The 20,592-nt window shown below is 69.8% G+C and carries 15 protein-coding genes; 8 read left to right on the top strand and 7 right to left on the bottom strand.

Going from position 1 to position 20,592, the window contains the following annotated elements; translation table 11 throughout:
• Positions 1-442 precede the first annotated feature (442 nt).
• Positions 443-940: a glutathione peroxidase gene (locus ABD115_RS07880; protein ID WP_343959998.1), complete on the top strand. Its 498-nt coding sequence runs from the start codon at positions 443-445 to the stop codon at positions 938-940.
• 515 nt (positions 941-1,455) lie between these two features.
• Here the strand turns inward: ABD115_RS07880 and ABD115_RS07875 are convergent.
• Together ABD115_RS07875 and ABD115_RS07870 are read right to left on the bottom strand one after the other, a co-directional pair.
• Complete coding sequence (locus ABD115_RS07875) at positions 1,456-2,151, bottom strand: SDR family oxidoreductase (RefSeq protein ID WP_343959996.1); 696 nt, start codon at positions 2,149-2,151, stop codon at positions 1,456-1,458.
• Positions 2,144-4,483 carry an FAD/NAD(P)-binding protein gene (locus ABD115_RS07870; protein WP_343959994.1) on the bottom strand — a complete coding sequence of 780 codons (2,340 nt, stop codon included), beginning with the start codon at positions 4,481-4,483 and terminating at the stop codon, positions 2,144-2,146. The genes ABD115_RS07875 and ABD115_RS07870 overlap by 8 nt, the downstream gene beginning before the upstream one ends.
• 227 nt (positions 4,484-4,710) lie before the next feature.
• Here ABD115_RS07870 and ABD115_RS07865 point away from each other — a divergent pair, with 227 nt between their 5' ends.
• The 5 genes from ABD115_RS07865 to ABD115_RS07845 all read left to right on the top strand — a co-directional run bounded on the left by ABD115_RS07865 (position 4,711) and on the right by ABD115_RS07845 (position 11,630).
• A complete protein-coding gene (locus ABD115_RS07865) occupies positions 4,711-6,363 on the top strand; it encodes a TIGR04028 family ABC transporter substrate-binding protein (protein ID WP_343959993.1) in 1,653 nt (550 codons plus the stop codon).
• A 97-nt stretch (positions 6,364-6,460) separates the two neighbouring features.
• The gene (locus ABD115_RS07860) at positions 6,461-7,423 is read left to right on the top strand and encodes an ABC transporter permease (RefSeq protein ID WP_343959991.1); all 963 of its coding nucleotides are present in this window, start codon (positions 6,461-6,463) and stop codon (positions 7,421-7,423) included.
• Entirely contained in the window at positions 7,420-8,454 is a 1,035-nt protein-coding gene (locus tag ABD115_RS07855; protein WP_343959989.1) for an ABC transporter permease, read from the top strand. Before ABD115_RS07860 ends, ABD115_RS07855 begins: the two co-directional genes overlap by 4 nt.
• Positions 8,451-10,244: a dipeptide ABC transporter ATP-binding protein gene (locus tag ABD115_RS07850; RefSeq protein WP_343959987.1), complete on the top strand. Its 1,794-nt coding sequence runs from the start codon at positions 8,451-8,453 to the stop codon at positions 10,242-10,244. The genes ABD115_RS07855 and ABD115_RS07850 overlap by 4 nt, the downstream gene beginning before the upstream one ends.
• Before the next feature lie 9 nt (positions 10,245-10,253).
• Entirely contained in the window at positions 10,254-11,630 is a 1,377-nt protein-coding gene (locus ABD115_RS07845; protein ID WP_343959985.1) for an alkylhydroperoxidase domain protein, read from the top strand.
• A gap of 213 nt (positions 11,631-11,843) precedes the next feature.
• Here the strand turns inward: ABD115_RS07845 and ABD115_RS07840 are convergent, their stop codons facing one another.
• Positions 11,844-13,136 (bottom strand): ATP-dependent DNA helicase, encoded by a 1,293-nt coding sequence (locus ABD115_RS07840; protein ID WP_343959983.1) that lies wholly within the window; start codon positions 13,134-13,136, stop codon positions 11,844-11,846.
• Between the two features lie 94 nt (positions 13,137-13,230).
• Here ABD115_RS07840 and ABD115_RS07835 point away from each other — a divergent pair, with 94 nt between their 5' ends.
• Positions 13,231-14,463 (top strand): MFS transporter, encoded by a 1,233-nt coding sequence (locus ABD115_RS07835; protein WP_343959981.1) that lies wholly within the window; start codon positions 13,231-13,233, stop codon positions 14,461-14,463.
• A 292-nt stretch (positions 14,464-14,755) separates the two neighbouring features.
• Positions 14,756-15,025 carry a hypothetical protein gene (locus tag ABD115_RS07830; RefSeq protein WP_343959979.1) on the top strand — a complete coding sequence of 90 codons (270 nt, stop codon included), beginning with the start codon at positions 14,756-14,758 and terminating at the stop codon, positions 15,023-15,025.
• Between the two features lie 76 nt (positions 15,026-15,101).
• On the opposite strand, the gene ABD115_RS07825 is transcribed toward ABD115_RS07830, so the two are convergent.
• The 4 genes from ABD115_RS07825 to ABD115_RS07810 form a co-directional block, all read right to left on the bottom strand.
• Positions 15,102-16,493 carry an MFS transporter gene (locus ABD115_RS07825; protein WP_343959976.1) on the bottom strand — a complete coding sequence of 464 codons (1,392 nt, stop codon included), beginning with the start codon at positions 16,491-16,493 and terminating at the stop codon, positions 15,102-15,104.
• A gap of 327 nt (positions 16,494-16,820) precedes the next feature.
• Entirely contained in the window at positions 16,821-18,101 is a 1,281-nt protein-coding gene (locus ABD115_RS07820) for a DUF4822 domain-containing protein (protein WP_343959974.1), read from the bottom strand.
• A 117-nt stretch (positions 18,102-18,218) separates the two neighbouring features.
• Positions 18,219-18,860, bottom strand: coding sequence for a response regulator transcription factor (locus tag ABD115_RS07815; RefSeq protein ID WP_343959972.1), 642 nt, complete (start codon positions 18,858-18,860; stop codon positions 18,219-18,221).
• Complete coding sequence (locus tag ABD115_RS07810) at positions 18,857-20,227, bottom strand: sensor histidine kinase (protein ID WP_343959970.1); 1,371 nt, start codon at positions 20,225-20,227, stop codon at positions 18,857-18,859. Before ABD115_RS07810 ends, ABD115_RS07815 begins: the two co-directional genes overlap by 4 nt.
• Between the last annotated feature and the right edge of the window lie 365 nt (positions 20,228-20,592).

Raw genomic sequence — 20,592 nt, 5'->3', positions numbered from 1 at the left:
GGGTCGGGGCCGCGCTTGGGGTTGCGCTGCTGTGGTCGGGGCTTGCTGCGCTGCGGTCGGGGCTTGCTGCGCTGTGGTCGGGGCTTGCTGCGCTGCGGTCGATCGGGGATCTGCAGTAGAACGGGAGTAAGCCCGCGGATCGGGCCTGGGTTGTGCTGTTTGCCTCTTCAGTGCAGACGGGAGGACCTCGGGGCTTGGCGCCTGTGATTGCGCTGAGCAACAACAGTCAGAACGCACTGCACTAGCGGTGAGAAGTGAGCTCGGCAGCCTTCCGGAGGGTCGGTGAGCTTTGCGGTTTCAAGGTGTCGGCTCGGTGGCCCGAGCGAGGTCTGTGGCTTGGTCTGGGCCTTGGCTTGGGTCGGGGCCTGGGGCTACGCCTAGAAGGTGTGACTTCGTGCTGCAAGCTGGCACCTGGGGGAGTACCGTGGGGGCAGGAGGCATCATGCGAGATATCGAAGTGCAGCTGGCGAGCGGCGAAACCCGCAGGTTCGGGGAGCTGGCACCCGGCGCCGCCCTGGTGGTCAATGTTGCCTCGAAGTGCGGGTTTACGCCGCAGTATGCTGGCCTCGAAGCACTGCACCAGGAGTTCGGGCCGCAGGGGCTCGCGGTGATCGGGATGCCGTGCAACCAGTTCTTGATGCAGGAGCCAGGCAGCGACGACGAGATCGCCGAGTTCTGCTCGCTGAACTACGGGGTATCGTTCCCGCTCCTCACAAAAGGCAAAGTGAACGGGCGAGGCGCCGCGCCGCTGTTCAAGGAGCTGCGTCACGGGAAAGACCCGGCCGGCGGGGCGGGCCTCGTGCGCTGGAATTTCGAGAAGTTCGTCGTGAGCCGCGACCCCGAGGGCGGTGGCGCTCCCCGCGTCTGGCGGTTTCGGTCGTCGACAGAGCCGGGCGACCCCGCGATTCGCGCGGCAATAGAGGCGGCGCTCGCCGACTGACACTGACGGTTGCCGCCAGCGCCCTTCGGCCTAGAGCTCCCGGCCCGGCGGTGTGGGGTCACCGCAGCCAGCCCTGCACTTGCCTACGAGAACACCCTGTTGTGTTGGGAGGTAAGTGGGTGGGCTCGGTGGCAAAGTTGGGGTTCGTAGGTGAGCGGACCCGTTGGGCAGGCCGGGTGAGTGGGCCCGAGGGGCATGCAAGCCTGGGTGGCCCGATGGGCTCACCGCCGTCAACCCTGCACTTGCCTCCGAGAGCACCCTGTTGTGTCTGGAGGTAAGGGGGTGGTCTCGGAGGCAACGTGAGGGTTCGCGGGCTGGAGGGCGGGCCGGGCGGCCGGTGGGCCGGCGGGCGCGGGCCGCTGGCGGGCGGGGCGGGCGGGCAGTGGGCGGGTGGGCGCGGGCTTGAGGGCGGGGCGGGCGGCCGGCGGGCGCGGGCCGCTGGCGGGCGGGCGCGAGCCCGGTGCCAGCCCAACCCAGCCCAGCCCAGCCCAGCACCAGCCCACCCAGCCCCATCCCTAGATCCGCGCAATCTCCTGCCGCGGGCGCACCGCGAGGTCGGTGAGCTGCACGTCAGCCGGGGCGTCGACGACGAAGCGCACGGCCCCGGCGACCGACTCCGGCCTGATGTAGCGGGCAGCTTCGTACGACGCCGGTGGAATGTTGCGGCGCAGCATCTCGGTGTCGGTTTGACCCGGTGCGAGCGTGACGACGCGCACGCGGTGCGGCTCCTCGTCGATGCGCAGCACGTCGGCGAGGCCGCGCAGCGCGTGCTTCGTCGCCGTGTACACGGCGCTGCCGGGAGCCGGGCGGGTGCCAGCGCCCGAACCGATGAAGATGACGGTGCCCTCGGCTGCGCGCAGCAGTGGCAAGGCGAGCCTGGTGAGCTCGGCAGGCGCGGTGACGTTGACGGCAAAGGAGTCTGCCCAGTCGTCGACGGTGGCTGATTCGACGCTTAGGGATCCGCCCCGCGCGGCAGCGTGCACGATCACGTCGAGCCGCGCGAGCTCGGCGACGCGGCTCGCGAGCGCGGCGCTGTCGGTGACATCGACGGCCCAGGTCGTCGCGCCGGTCTCGTGCGCGAGCGCCCGCAACTTGGCCCCGTTGCGGCCGACCGCGATCACGTCGTGACTCCCGGCGAGGTCGCGGGCGATCGCGGCCCCCATGCCTCCGGTCGCGCCGGTAATGAGGGCCGTGGGGCGGGAGTTAGGCACGGAGTGCTCCTTCGAGGGTCGGGGTTGCGGAGGGGGAGGGGGCTGGTGCCGGGTTCGGCGCGGCGGCGGCCAGCCGAGCGGCTGACGCGCGCCGAGCGGCGGCGAGGGCGCTGAGCGCGACCCTGTCGGTCTCGCGCAGCATCGGTGGGTCGGTGCCGGGCATCGGGCTGATGACGGTGCCGTGGAGGGTGTCGTCGACGGGGATCCCGGCGTAATGCACAGCATCGTCAACTTGCCCAGTTTCGCCGATAATTCTGCCGGTTGCCTGATCGATGTCGATGCCGCCGGTCGTGACCGGCTCGCCCGTGCGCGAGGCGACCGAGAAGACGCGCGCCCGGCCGGCGCTGAGCAGCGACAGGGTGAACGGATCGATGCTCGCCCTCGCGTCGTGGAAATGCATCCAAGCGTCGATGAGGGCGCGCGCGGTCACCTCGGAGCCAGCGACGGCAGGTGAGGATGCGACGAACCCGCTGCCCCCAACCGAAACGCTGGCCTCGGGGCCGATGAAGCGCACGATGCCAGCGGCGGTGAGCGCCAGCAACTCGTTGTTGCGGAAGGCGGGCGGGCCCGAGCCGACCATGCCGCCCAGCGCGGTGAGCAGGGCAGCGCCGTTCGCCCGCGACTCCGCGTCGAAGCCCCCGAGGGTGCCGATCTGCTGGGCGACCCCGCGAGCCGAGCTCACCGACCACAGCCCCGCCTTCACGGGGCTCCGGTCGCCGAGGTCTACCTCGCGCAGGTCTGCGGCGACGCGGCGCTGCACCCACTCGTCGAACTCGTGTGGCGAGGAGAAGGAACCTGCTGCCGGGCGCAGCTCACCGGCGAGGTCGAAGCGCTCGGCTGGGTCGGCGATGAACGGCGCGACGGCGGCCGCGACGGCGTCGACCGTGGCCTCGAGGGCGCCGGGGTCGCCCGGCGTCGGTGGGGTGCCGGGCGTCGGTAGGGTGCCGGGTGTCGTGGAGGTAGCGGGCGGGCCGGAGATAATCGGGGCGATCGCGGCGCGCACCGCGGCCTCGATGTCGGCGAGGGTTGCGGCGGTATCGTGCTCGGTCAGCCCGAGCGCCTCTGGGCGCACCCGCCCGAGCGTCTCTGGGCCCACCCGCCCGAGTGCCTCTGGGCGCACCCGCCCGAGCGTCTCGGCGTGCGCGAGGAACGCGTCGCCGACGATGCGAGGCCAGAGCTTCGTGTCGAAGTTGATGGGGCGCGGGGCCGCCGCCCAGTCGACTTCGCGCAGCAGGCGTTGGGCTGCGCGCGGGGGCAGCGAGCCGTAGCGCGACTTCGCGCGAAACGGCACACCGCGCCGGGACGTCACGTGCAGCACGGGTTCGCGCCCCGAGGGGGCGTAGCGCAGCCCGCCCGGCGCGGTAGCGTCGGCGACATAGCGCCCGCCGCGGCCAAGGGTCAGCAGCGTTGCGGTGTCGAAAAAGCCCATGCCGAGGCCTCGCACGATCACGGGTTCGCCCGGGCGGATCCCGCCGAGCTCCTGCTCAACCGGGCTCCCCTGGCGCACCCAGGTGAGGTCGGCTCGGCCCGCGGCCTGAGCCGCGAGCGCGGCATCGGCCGAGGTCGGCGAGCGGGGGAGCCAGCCGGTGGCGGCGATGACCGCGTCGACGGTGAGCGTGGTTGTGGCGCCGCTGCCCTCGCGGCGGAGCGTGATGCGCTCGCCGCCGCGCTCGCTGGCCCCGGCGCGCTCAATAGCAACTGCGCGGGCCCGGTGGTGCGTCACGGTGACCCACTCCGGCAGCTCGGCAATGGCGCGCTTGAAGAACCACGACAGGTACTCGCCGTAGAGCGCGCGGCTGGGGTGCGACTCGGGTCGCAGGGACGCGAGCTCTTCGCGGTAGTCGCTGGCGAGCCCTGCGCGAGCGGGGTAGGCGGCGAACGTCGCGGCTCGCGGGCGTGGGATCGCCGAGCCCGCTGGCCCGACCGCAGTTTCGCGGGCCAGCACGCACCACTCGTAGAGCGTCGGCCCCTCGACGACGTCGCCGGTGACGGTGCTGCCCGGTTCGGTGAAGAGCGTCACGGCGTCGGCGAGCGTGTTCATGCAGAGCTCGCGCGGCTGGTCGGTGCGCCAGATGCGGCCGGGCCCCGGCTGTGCGTCGTCGATGAGATGCAGCTCGAGCGCCGGGGCGCGGTGGATCGGGTCGGGTTCAGCGCTCGGCCCGCCGCCCGGCAGCGCCGAGAGGTGGGCGCCGAGTCGCTCGACGAGTGAGGCGCCGCGCGGGCCGAGGCCGATGATGGCGAGTCTCGCGGGCGAGGAAGCCGCGACGCCGTGCGCGGGCGAGGGCTCGGCAGGGTGGGGCGCCGCGGGAGGAGGCGCTGCGGGGAGGGGCATGAATACGAATCCAAATGTGTTGCGATAATTATGTGTCCCATAACCCTATCTTGGGTTGTGGGGAGCGCGTCGCTGCGCTCTCGCGGCGTTACGCAATGTGACGCAGCCTGCGGGGGCCGCGTTGCGCGGGCTCGCCGCCGTGTGCAAGGATAACTTCTCGTAATGCCTCGCAGAAGAAAACAATATGTTTCGCGAGTTCCTGCCACCGAACCACGGAGACCGAATTTATGTCACGCATACGTCGCACGGCCCTCACCGCGCTGTCACTGGCCGCAACGACCGCGCTGCTCGCGGGCTGCGCGGGCGCAGCCCCAGGCGGCGAGGCCCCAGCGGGCGAACCGGTGACGGGCGGCACGCTGAGCTACCTCGAGCCGCAGACGTGGACGACGCTCTACCCACCGGCCGGCGGCTTCTACCCGAACGGCGCGATCGTGAACAACATCACCGACCGGCTGCTGTACCAAGACCCAGAAACGCTCGAACTCGAGCCGTGGATCGCGACCGGGCTCCCCGAGGTCAACGCAGACGCGACCGAGTACACGTTCACCATTCGCGACGACGTCACCTACTCCGACGGCTCGAAGCTCACCGCCGAGAACGTCGTGAAGAACATCGACCTCTACGGCAAGGGCGACGCCGCCCGCGCGCTCACGCCCTCCGAGGCGATCAACAACTACGACCGAGGCGAGGTCGTCGATGCGACCACCGTGAAGTTCTTCTTCACCGCGCCGTCGCCGGGCTTCGCGCAGGCGGTGTCAACGATCAACTCGGGCCTCGTTTCTGATGCGACCCTCGATCTCGACAGCGAGGGCTTTGGGCCAGGCAGCGCGACCCAGGTCATCGGCAGTGGCCCCTTCGTCATCGAGGGTGAGAAGCTCGGCACCGAGACCCAGCTCGCGGTGCGCGAAGACTACGACTGGGCCCCCGAGGGCGCCGAGCACGACGGGCGCGCCTACCTCGACGGCGTGACGCTCACCGTCGCTTCCGAGAACAGCGTGCGCGTCGGCACGGTCGTCGCGAAGCAGGCCGACATTGCCCGTCAAATCCCGGCTCCCGACGAGCCGCAGTTCGCGGCTGACGGCCTCGGCATTCTCGCCGCCTCAACGAACGGGGTGACGAACAGCCTGAACTTCCGCTTCACGAACCCGCTGCTCAGCGACATTCGCGTGCGCCAGGCGATCATCGCGGGCATCGACCGCGAGAAGATCGTCGAGACGCTGTTCACCGACAGCTACCCGCTCGCAACCGGGGCACTCGCGACGACCGCGGCCGGCTACGTCGACACCTCCGAGAACTACACCTACGACCCGAAGCAGGCGGCGAAGCTCCTCGCCGACGCGGGGTGGAAGGCCGGCAGCGACGGCGTGCTCGAGCAGGGCGGCACGAAGCTGAGCCTCACCTTCAACGAGGCAATGCCGCAGCCCCGCTCGAAAGAGGTCGTCACCCTGATCCAAGAGCAGCTCGGCGAGCTCGGCATCGAGGTGAACCTGTTCTCGGGCGACTACGCCGCGCAGACCGCCGCGAGCCTCGACCCCGACACCATTCAGGTCTACCACTCGATGGTCGGTCGCGCAGACTACGACGTGCTGAAGTCGCAGTTCTTCTCGACGAACCGCAACACGCTGCTGAACTACGACACCGAGACTCAGCAGAGCGCAGACCCCAAGCTCGAAGAGCTGCTCGCCCAGGTCGCCTCGGCGCCCAGCCCCGAGGAGCGCGCGGCGGCATCGGAGGCGGCTCAGCGCCATCTCGCCGAGCAGGCATATATCTTGCCGCTGTTCGAGGAGCCGCAGGTCTACGGCCTGACGACCGCGGTGCAGGGGTTCGCGACCGAGAGCGTCGGCCGCCCGAACTTCTACAGCACCTGGGTCACCCGCTAGCGGCACAGGCGCCCGGGCCCGTTGGCGGCCGCACGCGCTGCGGCCGCCAACCGCCACCCGGCCGACACGAAGCCACCCGCCGAGAAAGGAGAGTCCGATGCCCTACGTCGCCAGACGCCTGCTGCAGGCGCTCGCCGTGCTCGTGCTCGCGTACACGGTCGCGTACGTGCTGCTGTCTGCCCTGCCGGGCGACGCGGTGCTCGCCCGCTACGGCAGCCCCGAGCTCGGGCTGTCGCCCGAGCAGCTCGACGCGATTCGCGAGAGTTACGGGGCGGATCGCCCACCGCTCGAACGCTACGTCGACTCACTGCTCGCGTTTCTGCGTGGCGACTTCGGCTACTCGGTGAACAGCGGGGCCGCGGTGTCGACGCTGCTCGCGACCGCGCTGCCGTCGAGCCTCACGCTCGCGCTGGCGAGCCTTGTCGTCGCTGTCGTGCTCGCCGTCACCATCGCCTTCACCGCCAGTTACGGCGGCTGGGGGTGGCTGCGCCGCTTCTTTCGGGGGCTGCCGCCGCTGTTCGTGTCGTTGCCGGTGTTCTGGATTGGCATCATGCTCATTCAGGTGTTCTCATTCAAGCTCGGGCTGGTGCCCGCGATCGGGGCGACGGGGTTGCAGGGCCTGATTCTGCCGATGCTCACGATCGCTATTCCGATCGCGGCGCCGCTCGCGCAGGTGCTGCTGCGCTCGATCGACGAGGTGCGCACGCAGCCGTTCGTGACGGTCGTGCGCGCCAGGGGAGCGAGCACCACGTGGCTGCTGTGGCGCAACGTCGCCCGCAACGCGCTGCTGCCGACGCTCACGATGGCCGGGGTGCTGTTCGGCGAACTCGTTGGCGGCGCCGTCGTCTCTGAGACGGTGTTTGCCCGGGCAGGCATCGGCCAGCTCACCGCGCAGTCGGTGGCGACGCGCGACACCCCCGTGCTGCTCGTGATCGTCGTGCTCGCGGCGTTCACCTTCGTCATCATCAACCTCGTGGTCGACCTGCTCTACCCGGTGCTCGACCCGCGGCTGCGCGCGAAGACAGCGGCCGCGCCGAAACTCCAGGGAGCCACCCGATGAGCACCATCACGCCGGCCGCATGGGATGCGGGCGCGACCCACGACACCGCCACGATCGAGCTCCCCGCGCCCGAGCAGGCCGAACCAGCCCAGCGCGACCAGCCCCAGCGCGACCAGCCCCAGCGCGACCAGCCCCAGCCCAAACGCCCCCAGCCCGAACAGCCGCAGCAGGGCCAGCCAACGGGCCGGGGCGGCCGGCCGCGCGCGGCACGATCCACCGCGAGACGACCGAAATCGCGGTTTCTCAGCGCAGGGTTTCTCGTGCCGGTCGCAGCCATTCTCATCGGCCTCGCCTGGGCGATAGCCCCGGGCCTCTTCGCCACCGGCAGCCCGACCGAGACCGTGGGGCCAGCCCTGCAGGCGCCGAGCGCCCAGTTCTGGTTCGGCACCGACGCGACCGGGCGAGACCTCTACACCCGCGTGATTTTTGGCGCCTCGGAGTCGATCGTCGGCGCGCTCGTCGCGGTGCTCGTCGGCTTCGCTGCAGGCACGACGATCGGGGTGCTCGCCGGGGCCGTCGGCGGCGTTCTCGACGAGGCCCTCATGCGGCTCGTCGATGTGCTGCTCGCTATTCCCGCGCTGCTCCTGTCGCTGAGCATCGTGATCTTGCTCGGCTTTGGCACGACGAACGCGGCGATCGCGGTCGGCGTCACCTCGATTGCGGTGTTCGCGAGGCTCGCGAGGTCGCAGGTCGTGAGTGTGCGCGTGAGCGAATACGTCGAGGCAGCCTACGGCTCGGGCGGCACGTTCTGGTCGGTGCTGTGGCGGCACATTCTGCCGAACTCGCTCACCCCTGTCGTTGCGCTCGCCGCGCTGCAGCTCGGGTCTGCGATCTTGCAGATCTCGACCCTCGGCTTCCTCGGCTACGGTGCGCCGCCGCCCACCCCCGAGTGGGGTCTGCTCATCGCCGAGGGCCGCAACTACGTCGCCACCGCCTGGTGGCTCACCGTGCTCCCGGGGCTCGTGGTCGTCGCGATCGTGCTCGCGACGAACCGGCTGAGCCACTTCATTCGAGGAGGAGACCCAGCATGACCGACACACCGCTGCTCAGCGTGCGCGACCTGCGCGTCACCTACGACACCCCAGCCGGCGAGGTGCAGGCGGTGCGCGGGGTCTCCCTCGACGTTGCGCCAGGCAAGGTCACGGCGCTCGTTGGCGAGTCGGGCTCGGGCAAGACCACGGTCGCCCAGTCGGTGATCGGCCTGCTCGCAGGCAACGGCGCCGTCACCGGCGGCGAGATCACGCTCGCGAGCGCCGCGCACGGCACCGACACGCTCACCGGGCTGTCTGAGCGGGCATGGCGCGGCATTCGCGGGCGCCGGGTAGGGCTCATTCCGCAAGACCCGGGCAACTCCCTGAACCCCGTCACCCGCATCGGCGCGAGCGTCGGCGAGGCGCTGCGCATTCACGGCTGGCGCGACCGGCGGGCCGTGAACGCCCGCGTGCTCGAGCTCCTCGACCGGGTCGGCATCGACGACCCCGAGCGGCGCGCGCGCCAGTTTCCGCACGAGCTCTCGGGCGGTATGCGCCAGCGCGTGCTCATCGCCGCGGCGCTCGCGCTCGAACCCGAGCTCGTGATCGCCGACGAGCCGACGAGCGCGCTCGACGTGACGATTCAGCGCACCGTACTCGACCTGCTCGACAGGCTGCGCAGCGAGACCGGCATGGGCGTGCTGTTCATCACCCACGATCTCGCGGTCGCGGCAGATCGCTCGGACTCCATCGTCGTGATGCGTGCCGGCGAGGTGCAAGAGGCCGGCCCGTCGCGCAAGGTGCTCGCGGGCCCGAGCTCGGCCTACACGAGGCAGCTGCTCGCCGACGCGCCGTCGCTCGCGCCCGCCGTTGTGCGGGAGCGCGCGGTGGTTGTGCGCGAGGCGGGCCCCGCAGCCGCGCCCCTCGTCGTCGTGTCGGGGCTCAGGCAGGAGTTTCAGACCCCGGGCCGTGGAGAGGCGTTCGTCGCCGTCGACGACGTGTCGTTCACGGTGCCGCGCGGCACCACGCACGCGCTCGTCGGCGAATCGGGCTCCGGGAAGACGACGACGGGCCGCGCGATCGCGGGCTTTCAGACGCCGACCGCAGGCCGCATCGTGGTAGGCGAGACCGAGCTCACGGCAGCCGCAGGCAGATTCGGCCGTGGTGGCCGCCGCGGGCCCGGCCGTGAGTTTCGACGGCACACGCAGCTCGTCTACCAAAACCCATACGGTTCGCTCGACCCGCGCCATTCGGTCGGCGCGACGCTCGCCGAGCCGCTGCGCAACTTCGGCATCGGGCGCCAGGCAGACCGCGGGCAGCGCATCGCCCGCGCTCTCGACCTCGTCGCGCTGCAGCCGGCCATCGCCGAGCGCAGGCCGCACGAGCTCTCTGGCGGGCAGCGGCAGCGCGTCGCGATCGCCCGCGCGCTCATCGTCGAGCCCGAGCTCGTCGTGCTCGATGAGGCGGTGTCGGCGCTCGACGTGACGGTGCAGGCCCAGATTCTGCGACTGCTCGCCGAGCTGCAGCGCGAGCTCGGGCTCACCTACGTGTTCATCTCGCACGATCTTGCGGTTGTGCGCCAGATCGCCGACACCGTTTCGGTGCTCAAGCGCGGCAGGCAGGTGGAGCACGGGTCGACTCGGCAGATCTTCGAGCACCCCGCAGACCCATACACGCGGGCACTGCTCGACGCCATCCCTGGCGGGGCGATCGGGCCTCAGACAGTCTCGGGCCGCGCGCGCACAGCCGCCACCCGCTCCGTGCCAGCGCCGCACGACCTCGCCCTCCAATCGATCGAGCCGCTCGCGCGCGAGACCGCGCCGGCGGTCGGCATTCAGCCCACCCAGTAAGGATTCGCCATGACCACCACCCCGACCGCCGCCCCAATCGCAGCGGCAACAACAGCGCCACCGGCCGCCCCGGCCGCCTCATCGTCCGACCTCATCGACCTGCTCGCGGGCATCACGCCGGGCAGCGCCCTCGCGGGGCTGCGCGAGCGGCGCGCCCAGGCACGCGAGCACGCCCAGCTGAGCTTCAATGCCCTGCTCGAGCCAGAGCACCCCGGCACCTTCACGCTCGCCGAGCGCTACGCGGTGGCGCTCTTCGTCGCGCAGCTGCACGGGTTCGCCGAGGCCGAGGAGTTCTACGCAGACGTGCTCGGCGACGAGGCACCCGCGCTCGTGTCGCTGCTCTCGGGGCCAGACGGGGTCGCGGCCGCAGCGATCGCGGCCGGGCCGCGGGGGGCCTACCGCGAGCCCGGGCTTTTCGCCGAGAGCACCGCCGCCGCGCAGTGGCAGCCAGACGCTGCCGACGCGGCGGCGGTCGGTGAGCGGCTCGCAGCGGCGCTCGCGCACGCCCACCTGCTCGTGACGCGGCCGCGCGAGGCGACTCCCGCCGCCCTGCGCTCGCTCGCCGGGGCCGGCTGGTCTGCCGACGACATCGTGTCGCTGTCTCAGCTCGTTTCGTTCCTCGCGTTTCAGCTGCGCACCGCGTGGGGCCTGCGGGCCATTGCCGGGCAGTTCCCGGGGCGGCCGGCGCCGTTGGCCGGGGGCGCCGGGGGTGGCGGATCCACAACGGCTATCGGATCCGCCCCCGCGCAGCGCCCCCGCCCCACCAACCCGGCGCCCGTCACTGACTACCCCGAGCTGCGCCGCCCCGAGCACTTCACCCAGCAGGGGCTCGGCTGGGTGCCGTGGCTCGAACCGGTCGCGAAGGCCGATCTCACCGCCGAGCAGCTTGACGCGCTCATCGAGCCGACCCGCGCGAACATGCCCTACTTTAGGCTGCTCGCCCGCGACCCGGCGGCACTGAAGGCGCGCACCCTCACCGACCTCGACATTTTCTTCAACGTCACCGACGGCGTCGGCCGGGCCGAGCGCGAGCTCGCAGCGACCGCCGCCTCACGGCACAACGGCTGCGTGTTCTGCGCGTCGGTGCACTCGGCCGCGGCGACCCGCGAGTCTGGCCGCACGGGCGACGTGCAGCGGCTGCTCGACGACGGCGTCGGAGCCGACCTCGGCGACGCCACCTGGAACGCCATTGTCAGCGCCTCGGTGTCGCTCACGAACACCCCGCTGAGCTTCGGCGGCGACGACGTCGCCCGGCTGCGCGAGGCTGGGCTCGACGACGCCGAGGTGCTCGACATCGTGAACGGCGCAGCCTTCTTCAACTGGGCAAACCGGCTGATGCTGTCGCTCGGTGAGCCCGAAGTGCCTGCCGGGCGGGTGCGCGCCTGAGCGCTCGCGCTCAGCGCTCCCGCTCAGCGCTCGCGCTCCGCGTTCCCGCTCCGCGCTCCCGCTCCGCGCTCTCGCTCAGCGCTCCCGCTCGTCGGAGCACACGTTATTCACCGGAGCACACGAAAATCAGCGCAAACTTCGTGTGCTCCGGTGAATAACGTGTGCTTCGGTGGAAGGCACGGCCCCACCGCGCAGCGCCGCGGGCCCGCCCCACTACCCAGCCGACGCCGCGGCCTGCTTCGGCTGCCGGTCTGAGAAGAAGCGCACCACGTTCGGGTCGACGATCACGTCGCGGGGCTGCAGCGGCCGCGCGAGGTAGAGCCCGTCGAGCGAGCGCACGCGGCTGAGCGCGACGTAGGTCTGGCCGGCGCTGAAGGCCCGCGGCCCGAGGTCGATCGCGGCTGCGTCGTAAGTGTGTCCTTGAGATTTGTGAATGGTGACGGCCCAGGCGAGGCGCAGCGGGAACTGCTCGAACTCCGCGACGACCTCCTTCTCGAGTTTCTTGGTGTCGGCGTCGTAGCGGTAGCGGAACCGCTCCCACGTCGCTGGCTCCACCTCATACTCTTCGTCGCCGACGTCGACCCACACGGTGCCCTCGATCTTCGAGACCGTGCCGATCGTGCCGTTCACCCAGCGCCCGTCGGGGTCATTGCGCAGAAACATCACCTGCGCGCCAGCCTTCAGCTCAAGCACCTCGTCTGCGGGGTAGGTGTTCTCGCGGAACTCCCCGGTGATCTCGGCTGCGGCCTTCAGCCCCGACCCCTTGATCTCGGCGAGGCGCTCGGCGTTGATGCGGTTCACCGTCGCGTTCGTTGTCGCCAGCGTGATGACGTCGCGCGGCGCCGGCCTGGCGCCCGCGGAGTTCAGCTCGTTCGCCTGCGTCTCGTCGACGACGCCGTAGCGCACGGCTCCGAGTATCTGCTTGAACCGGTCGTCGCTCTGGCGGTGCACCTCGGTGAGCTCGATGACGTCGAGCGGCGTCTCTTGCCACACCTTCGAGTCGAAAAACCAGAGCGACCGGTAGGTGTCGTCGAAGTACGCCCGCTCGTGCGGGTCGCGCGGCGGCACGGGCGGCAGCTGAAACGGGTCGCCGAACATGATGATCTGGGCGCCGCCGAACGGGTCGTGCCACTTGCCGCGGGCCTGGCGCAGCGAGCGGTCGATCGCGTCCATGAGATCGGCAGACACCATCGAAATTTCGTCGATGATGAGGGTGTCGATCGAGGCGAGCATCTTCTTGAGCTCGGTGGGCTGGTCGAGCTCGTGGTCGGCGATCACGCCGGTTGGCAGGCGCAGCAGCGAGTGGATCGTCTGCCCACCGACGTTCAGTGCCGCGACGCCGGTCGGGGCGCACACCGCGATGATCTTCGAGGTGTGCCACGAGAGGTGGTTGAGAATCGTCGATTTGCCGGTGCCAGCGCGCCCCGTCACGAAGATATGTTCGCGCGTGTGCTCGATGCGCTCGTAGACGTTGAGCTGCTGGGGGCTGAGTTCGGGGCGAGGCACTCGAATAGGCTACCCCGCAATGCGATACTAGTGCGGTGCCCTCGCGCGCGGGCCGGTCTCGAGCCCCGAATTTTTCACGGAAGGCGGCAAGCTCGTGCCCCAACTCACCACGTCTCGGCGAAACCTTGCGCTCTTCGCGCTTGCTCTCGGCGGTTTCGCAATCGGCACGACCGAGTTTGCGACGATGGGGGTGCTCCCCGAGATCGCGATGGATTTGCTGCCGGGCTACGAGGCGGATCCGCAACGCGTGATCGCGCAGGCTGGCAACATCATCACCCTTTACGCGCTGGGCGTGGTTGTCGGTGCTCCCGTGTTCGCCGTGCTCGGCGCGCGCATGTCGCAAACGAAGCTCGCCATCTGGTTGCTGGTCTTGCTGATCGTTGGCACGGTCGGCTCGGCCGCGGTGCCTGGGTTCGCGACGGTGTCGGTGTTCCGTTTTATTTCTGGCCTGCCGCACGGCGCCTACTTTGGCGTCGCCTCGCTGCTCGCAGCGCGCCTCATGGGCCCTGGCAGCATGGGCAAGGGCATCGCGCTCGCGATGAGCGGCCTGACGGTCGCGAACGTGATCGGGGTGCCGCTGTCGACGGTGCTCGGCCAGCAGTTTGGGTGGCGCTGGGTGTACGGGCTCGTCGCCGTCTTGTTCGTTGCGACGCTGCTGCTCGTCGCGCTCTTCGTGCCGCGCTTTCCCGGCAACCCGGAGCGGAGCCCGCTGCGTGAACTCACCGCGCTCGGCAGTGCGCGGGTGTGGATCATGGTGGGCGTGCTCTCCATTGGCTTCGGGGGCTTCTTCGCCGTCTACTCCTATATAGCGGAGGTCACGACCCGCGAGGCTGGCCTCGGTGCCGGCATGGTGCCCTGGGTGATTGCGACGATGGGCATCGGCATGGTGCTCGGCAACATCATCGGCGGTGTGCTCACCGACCGCTTCCCGATCGGCAATGCGATCTGGGGCTTTGTGCTGTTCATCTCGTCGTTCGTGCTGTACGCCCTGTTCGCGGGGCACCCCGCCTGGTTGTTCGTGTTCGCGTTTCTCGTGAGCCTCGCCTCGTCGATCGTGCTGCCGACGCTGCAGGCCAGGCTCATTCGCATGTCGAGCGAGGCCGCGCTGCTCGGCGCGGCACTCAACCACGCCGCGGGTAACGTCGCGAACAGCCTGGGCGCGTGGCTTGGTGGCCTCGTGATTGCCGGAGGCTTCGGCTACCTCGCGCCGGGGTGGCTCGGCGCGGTGCTCGCTGGCGCCGGGCTCGTGCTGCTGCTCGTGAGCCTCGCCGTGCAGCGCCGCGACGGCGGCAAGAGCCTCGACACCGCAGGCATTCCGGTCGGCTGACGCCGGCAGCCGAACTCCGCTGGTAAGGAGCGTGACCATGAACGACGACAAGTACAACGGGCGACGGTTGTTCTTTCTGGCTTATGTCGCTGATATTGTCGGCACCGGGCCCTTGGACTGGGACGATGAGTCATACGGGGAGTAGATCTCAAGGCACCTCTCGCTGCTCAAGCCCGGGAGATGGTCGGCGTATATTCTTTGGCCGGCGCCTCCCGGGGTGGGCCATCTCGATCTTGTTCGTGACGATGTGCAGCCGGTCACGTTCATGCAGGCTGCGGGTACGGCTGAGTGTATGACGATCGAGTGGAAGACGAACCGTGATGGTGTGTTTCGTCAGTATGTGCTTGGTCGTGGTGGTGAGCGTTCTGGTGAGCCGAACGTTGACATTGTGTACCCAGATGGGTCGACGCGTACGAGGGTGTTTGCTGATGAGGCGTTTGCTCATGATGAGGCGACGCGAGTGTTCACGTATTACACGGAGCATGATTGCCCGCCGCCTGAGTACGTTTTGCGAGATCTCGAGCTCGAGCTGGGGCCTGATGGCAAGGGCGTTTCGAAGTGATTGCGCTCGATACCCGGGCCGTTGCCGCGACGGCCGTGCTGAATAGCGCCGAGAACGCAGTTCGCAATCTCTGGAACTAGGCGGTCATCGACTCCGCGGCCTCGGGCTTTCGCACGAATACGAGCGTCATGATGAGACCGATAGCGACGACGATAATCAGGCCGAGGATCCCGAAATGCGTGGCGCCAAACCAGCCAATGAACGCGGCCCACAACCACGGCGAGAGAAAACTCATCACCCGCCCCGTCGTCGCGTAGAGGCCAAACACCTCGCCCTGCATGTTCGCCGGAGCCAGGTGGGTGAGCAACGATCGGCTCGAGGCCTGCGCCGGGCCGACGGCGGCCGAGAGAATGAGGCCACCGACCCAGAAAATCGCCTTGCCCTCCTCGCGGAAGAAGAATATGAACAGGCCGCTCGCAACGAGCGCAATGAGCGACATGACGATGATCGCGCGCGGCCCGAACCTGTCATCGAGCCGGCCAGCGATGATCGTCGAAACCCCGGCCACAAGGTTCAGCGCGACACCGAAGATCATCACCTCGGTCGCCGAGAAGCCGAACGACACCGCCGCGAGAATGCCGCCGAACGCGAAGATGCCAGCGAGCCCATCGCGGTAGACGGCGCTCGAGACCAGAAACCAGAATGTTTGCCGGTCGTTGCGAAACAGCGAACCGAGGTCGCGAACGAGCACTCGATAGCTGCGGAAGAACCCGACACGGGGGCGATCGGTGCGGGCCGGCGGCTCGGGAACCCACAGCACGAACGGGAGTGAGAACACGACCGTCCACACCGCGGCGCCCACAGCGATGAGGCGGTAGGCGAGGCCGTCAGAGACGTCCATGCCGAACCAGTTGAGTTCGGTGAGCGCGACCACGATGATGAGCGCGACGATTCCGCCGATGTACCCGAGCCCCCAGCCAAGGCCGCTCACCCGGCCCACGGTCTGCTTCGTCGAGACGTCGAAGAGCATGGCGTTGTAGCTCACACCGGCGATCTCGCTCGCGACCGAGCCGAGCGCAACCGCCGCGGCCCCGAACCAGAAGAACTGCGGGTCAGAGTACACAAAGAACAGTGCGAACTGGATGAGCGCGAGCACCGCGGTGCCGATGACGACCCAGCGCTTCTTGTTGCCGCGGGCGTCGGCCTGCTGGCCGAGCACGGGCGCGAGCAACAAGATGAAGATGCCGGCTGCGAACGTCACCCAGCCGTAGTTCGCCGACAGCTCTGCGAGGCCAGTGCAGTAGGCGGTACCGGCGTCGGCGGCCTGCGAGCAGGCGAGGCTGCCGTCTGCGTTCTGCGCAGCGACGTCGTCGGGGAGAAACGCGTCAGACACCAGGTAGAGCGACACCCACACGAAGGTGAGAATCACGGAATTGAACGGTTGCGTCGCCCAGTCCCAGAGCGCCCAAGAGGCGACTGTCCGCTTCGTTGCGGGGACTCGGTTCGGTGCGGGGGCTGTCTCGCTCACAGCCCCAGGCTACTGCGTGCCGGCGGCCGCCGGCGGGATTGCTGGGGTAACCGTGATGTGAACACTGGGTTGCGGCCGGTGGGTTGCTGGGTGCTGGGTGTGGGTGGCGGGTTGCGTGTTGCGTGTTTGGTGCTGGAATGTGGGGCGTCGCTCGTGCGCCGCGGGTTTGTGCGGTGTAACTCGTGCGCTGTGGTTCGTGCTGCCGCCGATGCTTCCACCGTGCACCGAACCTCGAAGTCCATGTCAGTTTGCCCCTGAAAGGCCGCGGTTTTGGCCATCTAAGTGGGGCAAACTGACATGGACTTGTGGAGGTGGGGCCTCCGGGTGTTAGCCGCGGGCGCGCAACAACGCTCGGCGGGCAAGCAGCAGCGCGCCGCCGAGCAAGGCGAGTGCTGAGGCCGCTACCGAGGCGACGAGGCCCGAGCCACCGGTCTGGGCAAGCGTGGCTTCGCCGTGACCCTTCTGGCCTTGGTTGCCGCTCGCAGGTGTGCCGTCGCCGGTGTTGCCAGTGCCGCTTGAGTTGCCTGCGCCCGAGCCCGAGCCCGAGCCCGAGCCCGAGCCCGAGCCCCCGCTGCCTGAGCCGCCCGTTCCGTTCCCGCCGCCGTCACCATTGCCGCCGCCGTCACCCTCACCCGCACCCCCGGTGCCGGGCTCCGCGTGGTCGGTTGGGGTGTGCACGATGTCGACCCACTTGCTGGCGTCTGCCTGGTCGATGACCCGGTAGGTGAATTCGGTGGCGGTGAGTACGGTGATGGGCACGGTGCGTTCGAAGAGTACGGCGCCCGCGTCGTTCTTTGCGGCGATCCAGCGGCTGGAGCCGTCTGCTGCGACGGTCCAGTCGCCCTGCATCTTGGGCTGGTCGTCGGGGGTGTACATGCGGAAGGTGCCTGCGGTGTTGTAGTAGGCCCAGCCGACGTAGTTGGCTGCGCGGGCGTCGTCGAGGGCGACGGGGTTGCCGTCTTGGTCGATGGCTGAGGTGGTCTGCCAGGCGGTCGACGCCAGCACAGCCGAGTAGTCGATGACGCCGGGGTCGGTGTTGCCGCCCTCACCCGTGCCCCCGGTGCCGGGCTCCGCGTGGTCGGTCGGGGTGTGCACGATGTCGACCCACTTGGTGGGGTCTGCCTGGTCGATGACGCGGTAGGTGAATTCGTCTGCGGTGAGCACGGTGATGGGTACGGTGCGTTCGAAGAGTATGGCGCCCGCGTCGTTCTTTGCGGCGATCCAGCGGCTGGAGCCGTCTGCTGCGACGGTCCAGTCGCCCTGCATCTTGGGCTGGTCGTCGGGGGTGTACATGCGGAAGGTGCCTGCGGTGTTGTAGTAGGCCCAGCCGACGTAGTTGGCTGCGCGGGCGTCGTCGAGGGCGACGGGGTTGCCGTCTTGGTCGATGGCTGAGGTGGTCTGCCAGGCGGTCGCCGCCAGCACAGCCGCGGGCGTCGAATCGGTGCCGGCCACCGTAGAAGCGGCGGCCGCCGATGCGGCAGCCGCCGCCGGTGCCTCAGCGGGCCCGGCCGCGAGCGCCGGCGAGGCCGAAGCGAAGCAGACGGCCGCGGCGATCATTGTCGAGGTGAGAATCGTCGTGCGCGCCGGGCGGCGTGAGGTGCGAGTCATGTGCGCTGCTTTCGTTCGTGGGTCAGAGTCGCGGCCGGGCAGGCGGGTGCCTGCGGCCGTGACTCAACGCTACGAACGCTCGCGCGTCGCCACATCAATCGATCGGTTGAGCGTGAACTACAGCCTGATGATTCCCCGCTTGAGCGCGATAGCGATCGCGGCTTGGCGGTTCGACGCATCGAGCTTCGTGAACGCGTGGTGCAGGTGGGTCTTCACCGTCGCCTCGCTGAGCAGCAGCTCAAGCGCGAGCTCGCGGTTCGACAGGCCGGTGGCCGCGAGCGTGAGCACCTCGAGCTCGCGCGCGGTCAGCGTCTCTTCGTCGAACCGGCCGCGGTCGTGCAGCCGCGCGGCGATGGGGGCGGCGAAGGCGGGCTGGCCGGCGGCCGCTGCGCGCACGGCGCGAAACAGCTGCTCCGGCGCGCTGTCTTTCACGAGGTACCCGGCGGCGCCCGCCTCCATCGCGCGCACCACATCGGCGTCTGAGTCGTAGGCGCTGAACACGATGACCCTCAGCCCGGGCGCGTGCCGCACGAGCTCGACGAGCGTCGCGATGCCGTCGGGGGCGTCTGCGCCGAGGTCGAGGTCGACGAGGGCAACGCCTGGCGCGCGCCCTTCGCCGGTGGCGGCGGTGAGCGCGGCGACGGCGTCGTCGAGCCCGCCAGCCTCGGCGATTACCTCGAGGTCTAGTTGCGTGTCGAGCAGTGCGCGAAGGCCGTGGCGCAGCGTCGGGTGGTCGTCGACGAGCAATAGGTGGATCACGCGGGCTCCTTCCCAAAGTTCTCTCCGGTGGTCGCATCGATGCCCCCGGCCCCACCGGCCAGGATTGCGCCTCCAGGCACGTCAGCAGCGCTCGCAGAACCCCCAGCCCCGCTTCCAGCAGCCCCGCCAACCCCGACCGCACGCGGCGCATCTGGCACGGTCGCCGCCACGGCCGTGCCACGGCCAGGCGCCGACTCGATGGTGAGCGTGCCGCCGAGGTTGCGGATCCGCCACCCCATCGCCCGAATACCGAAACCTGACTCGCCCTCGCTGGCCGCCTTGCGCGCAAACCCCGCCCCGTCGTCGGCGATGTCAACCCCGACAGCATCAGGGAAATAGTTCAGGGTGACCTTCGTGTGCGTGGCCGCGGCGTGCTTGCGTACGTTGGTGAGCGCCTCCTGCGTGACGCGCTGTAGGGCGTGGGAGGCTTCGTCTGGGAGCGTGCGTTCCGTGCCGGTGACCTCGAACGTTGCCCGCGCCTCGCCGGCGAGCGCGCGGAGGGCGTCGGTGAGCCCCGCCGGGCGCGCGGCGCGCGGAGTGACGAGCCCGAGCATGAACTCGCGCGTCTCGGTGAGCGCGAGCCTGAGCGCGCCGCGGGCCTCGTCTGAGGTCGCGCCGCCAGCCGACGCCGCGTGCTCCGCCTCGAGCCTCAAGAGTGCCTCGGCGGTGCGCTGGGCGACGGTGTCGTGCAGCTCGCTCGCGACCCGCTCGCGCTCCGCGGCCGCGCCGGCGACGCGTTCGGTGCGGGCGAGTTGCTCGCGGGTGTCGAGCAGCTCGGTGTTGAGCCGCCGCTGCTCGCCGAGCGCGCGATCGAGCGCCCAGTACGCGTACGCGAGTACGAGCCCGCCGAAGAACGGCCCGAGCACGAGCCCGAGATCTGCCCCACCAGACATGAGGTACAGCCCGATACTCACGGCGACGACGATCGTCGCTGACAGTGCGAGTGCGCGGCCGCCGCTGAGCACGCGGTGGATCGCAAAGAACAGTGCAAACGCGCACCACCCGAATGAGGGAGCGAGCACAACAAGCGGCAGCCAGATCGCTGTCGCCGCGAGTAGCCAGGCGCGCTGCCACGCCCCCGAGCCCTGCGGGTTCGCCGCGGGATGCTGCGCCAATGGCGCGTTACCCGAGCCCGGAGCGCGCCCGTCACGAGCTCGACGCCCGCCGAGCACCGCGGTGGCGTAGCTCAGGCCCGATGCGATCGCGAGGGCGAGTACGAGCATGCCGGTTCCCGCGAGCTCGTGGAACGCAAAGTAGCGCAGCCCGCAGACCACGAGCAGCACGCCGAAACCCGCGTCGACTGCGATGTCGACGGCGAGCGACGCCGTGGGCTTTTGCGTCGCAGCGGTCGGAGTGACAGATTGCATGCGCTCAGGGTACCCGGTGCTGCCTGGGCGGCACCCGCCGCCAACTCGATGTCAGTTTGCGCCGCGGATCCGCCCTGATTCGCCCAAAACCTGGGGCAAACTGCCACCGACTTGCGCCTGCGGGCCAATTCACGCCGGGGGCACCTGCCCCACCCAACGGGCGCGGCGACCTCGTCGGTCGGCGGGAGCCTGGCCTCCAATAGCGCCCTTGGGCACCCCGCCCACGAGCCGCCCTGCCGCCCCGGCAAGTCCCATCTGCAGCGCCGCGCTCACCCCTCCCGCTCACCCCGCCCGCTCACCCCTCCCGCTCACCCCTGCCGCCCACCCCTGCAGCCCACCCCTCCCGCCCACCCCTGCCGCCCACC

The organism is Leucobacter albus (genome assembly GCF_039528015.1).
GTDB classification, from domain to species: Bacteria; Actinomycetota; Actinomycetes; order Actinomycetales; family Microbacteriaceae; genus Leucobacter; species Leucobacter albus.
Note: the sequence above shows the minus strand (reverse complement) of the source record. Positions and strands in the feature narration are given on the sequence as shown.

Excerpts from the sequence above, each read along its gene's own strand:
- ABD115_RS07880 (WP_343959998.1), top strand. The coding sequence starts at position 443 with ATGCGAGATATCGAAGTGCAGCTGGCGAGCGGCGAAACCCGCAGGTTC.
- ABD115_RS07870 (WP_343959994.1), bottom strand. The coding sequence starts at position 4,483 with ATGCCCCTCCCCGCAGCGCCTCCTCCCGCGGCGCCCCACCCTGCCGAG.
- ABD115_RS07865 (WP_343959993.1), top strand. The coding sequence starts at position 4,711 with ATGTCACGCATACGTCGCACGGCCCTCACCGCGCTGTCACTGGCCGCA.
- ABD115_RS07860 (WP_343959991.1), top strand. The coding sequence starts at position 6,461 with ATGCCCTACGTCGCCAGACGCCTGCTGCAGGCGCTCGCCGTGCTCGTG.
- ABD115_RS07855 (WP_343959989.1), top strand. The coding sequence starts at position 7,420 with ATGAGCACCATCACGCCGGCCGCATGGGATGCGGGCGCGACCCACGAC.
- ABD115_RS07850 (WP_343959987.1), top strand. The coding sequence starts at position 8,451 with ATGACCGACACACCGCTGCTCAGCGTGCGCGACCTGCGCGTCACCTAC.
- ABD115_RS07845 (WP_343959985.1), top strand. The coding sequence starts at position 10,254 with ATGACCACCACCCCGACCGCCGCCCCAATCGCAGCGGCAACAACAGCG.
- ABD115_RS07830 (WP_343959979.1), top strand. The coding sequence starts at position 14,756 with ATGACGATCGAGTGGAAGACGAACCGTGATGGTGTGTTTCGTCAGTAT.
- ABD115_RS07820 (WP_343959974.1), bottom strand. The coding sequence starts at position 18,101 with ATGACTCGCACCTCACGCCGCCCGGCGCGCACGACGATTCTCACCTCG.
- ABD115_RS07810 (WP_343959970.1), bottom strand. The coding sequence starts at position 20,227 with ATGCAATCTGTCACTCCGACCGCTGCGACGCAAAAGCCCACGGCGTCG.